The organism is Streptomyces graminilatus (genome assembly GCF_001418565.1).
GTDB classification, from domain to species: domain Bacteria; phylum Actinomycetota; class Actinomycetes; order Streptomycetales; family Streptomycetaceae; genus Streptomyces; species Streptomyces graminilatus.
In genome coordinates this window covers 1-2,605 of sequence record NZ_LIQQ01000472.1, presented here as the reverse complement: position 1 = coordinate 2,605, position 2,605 = coordinate 1, and the positions used below count along the sequence as shown (strand labels likewise).

Sequence of the window (2,605 nt, the reverse complement as noted above, 5' to 3'; positions counted from 1 at the left end):
CCAGCTCTACGTACAGGGCGCCACCCCTGACTGGACCACGTCGTTCGACGGAACCGGCGCGGAACGCATCGAGTTGCCCGAACCCCCCACCGCAGAAGACGAGAGCGAGAACGAGAACGAGGGCGGGAACGAGGGCGGGAACGAGGGCGGGACCGGGAGCGGGGAAACGGCCTCGGCACCCGGTGCCGCCGCTTGGCGCGACCGTCTCGACGGACTTTCCGACCCGGAGATCCTGCACGCGCTGCTGACCCTCATACGGGAGGAGGCCGCGACCCTGCTCGACCTCAGCGGACCCGAGGCCGTGCGCGCCGACCAGGCCTGGACCAACATGGGCGTCGACTCCGTGGTCGCGGTGGCCCTGCGCAACCGCCTGAACGACCTGTGCGGAACCATCCTCCCCGTCACCGTCGCGTTCGAGTCTCCCACCCCCGAGGCGCTCGCCGCGGTCGTACGGGACATCCTGCTCGGCCGCTCACCCGACGACCTCGACGACGCCGACCCACACCAGGTCCGGGACGGCGATCCCGACTCGGCGGCCGGGGCGCCGGGCGAGCCGAACGACCCCATCGCCATCGTCGGCATGGCCTGCCGGTTCCCCGGCGGAGTCGCATCCCCCGAAGACCTGTGGCGCCTGGTCGCAGAGGAACGCGACGCCCTCTCGCCGCTCCCCGTCAACCGCGGCTGGAACATCGACGGCGACTACCACCCCGTCCCAGGTACCCCGGGCACCTACTACCAGCGCGAAGGCGGCTTCCTCCACGACGCCGACGAATTCGACGCCGGCTTCTTCGGCATCTCGCCGCGTGAGGCGCTGGCGATGGACCCGCAGCAGCGGCTGCTCCTGGAAACCTCGTGGGAGGCCCTGGAACGGACCGGCATCGACCCCACATCCCTCAAGGGCAGCCGGACCGGCGTCTACGTCGGCATGATCGCCATGCACTCCGGCGAACACATGCAGAGCCCTCCGGAGGGCACCGGCGGTTACCTCGTCACCGGCACCACCGGCAGCGTGGCGTCCGGCCGGATCGCCTACGCCCTCGGTCTGGAAGGCCCCGCCCTCACACTGGACACCGCCTGCTCCTCCTCCCTGACCGCCCTTCACACGGCCTGCCATGCGCTGCGTAACGGCGACTGCGACATGGCCCTGTCGGCCGGCGTGACCGTCCTGTCCGACCTGGGCGCGTTCAAGGAGTTCAGCCAGCTCGGCGCACTCTCCGCCGACGGCCGGGACAAGGCGTTCGCCGCCTCGGCCGACGGCTTCGGCCTGGCCGAGGGCGTGGGCGTACTCGTCCTGGAGCGACTGTCGGACGCGCGACGCCGTGGGCACGAGGTGCTTGCGGTGGTGCGGGGCAGCGCCGTCAACCAGGACGGTGCGAGCAATGGGCTGACGGCTCCGAGTGGTCCGGCGCAGCGCCGGGTGATCCGTCAGGCGCTGGCTGTCGCCGGGCTGTCCGCGGCCGAGGTGGACGCCGTCGAGGCACATGGCACGGGCACCCCGCTCGGTGACCCGATCGAGGCGCAGGCGCTGCTGGCCACGTATGGGCGGGGGCGTTCGGAGGAGCGTCCGTTGTGGCTGGGTTCGGTGAAGTCGAACATCGGTCATACGCAGGCTGCTGCGGGTGTGGCTGGTGTGATCAAGATGGTGGAGGCGATGCGCCACGGCGTGCTGCCGGCCACCCTGCACGTCGATGAGCCGTCGAACCAGGTCGACTGGTCGTCCGGCACTGTCCAGCTTCTGACGGAGGCGCGCGAGTGGCCGGAGGCCGACCGCCCGCGCCGGGTGGGCATCTCCGCCTTCGGTATCAGCGGCACCAACGCGCACGTGATTCTGGAACAGACTCCGCCGAGGGAACACGAAGAGGGCGTTGAGGCTGGGGAGTCGGGCTCGGGCTCGGCTTCGGGCTTGGGTTCGGGCTCGGGTTCGGCTTCGGGCTCGGGCTTGGGTGCGGGTCTGGTGGTGTGGCCGGTGTCGGGGCGCAGTGAGGTGGCGTTGCGGGGGCAGGCGGCGCGGTTGCGTGCGCGTGTTGAGGCTGATGAGGCGTTGGACCTGGTGGATGTGGGGTTCTCGCTGGCGGCGGGTCGGTCGGTGTTCGAGCATCGGGCGGTGGTGTCGGGCCGGGATCGTGGCGAGCTGTTGGCGGGGCTGGGCGCGGTGGCGTCGGGGTCGGACGTGCCGGGTGTGGTGCGGGGTGTGGCCGACTCTGCTTCGTGCGCTGTGTTGTTCTCGGGTCAGGGTGCGCAGCGGTTGGGTATGGGGCGGGGTCTGTACGAGGCGTTTCCGGTGTTTGCGGGGGCGTGGGATGCGGTGTGTGAGGTGCTGGATCCGCTGCTGGGGGCGCCGCTGACGTCGGTGGTGTGGGCCCCGGACGGGGACTTGCTGGATCGGACGGTGTGGGCTCAGGCGGGGTTGTTCGCGTTTGAGGTGGCGGCGTTCCGGTTGGTGGAGTCGTGGGGTGTGGTGCCGCGGTTCGTGGTGGGTCATTCGGTGGGGGAGATCGCCGCTGCGCATGTGGCGGGTGTGCTGTCTTTGGGTGATGCGTGTCGTGTGGTGGCGGCGCGTGGCCGGCTGATGGACGCGCTCCCCGGTGGCGGTGTGATGGTGGCG

General features: G+C 70.9%; 1 protein-coding gene. It reads left to right on the top strand.

Annotation, left to right across the window (positions count from 1 at the left end; genetic code table 11):
* Positions 1–2,605: type I polyketide synthase (locus tag AOK08_RS33250; RefSeq protein WP_157876889.1), on the top strand; the 2,605-nt coding region annotated here is incomplete at both ends.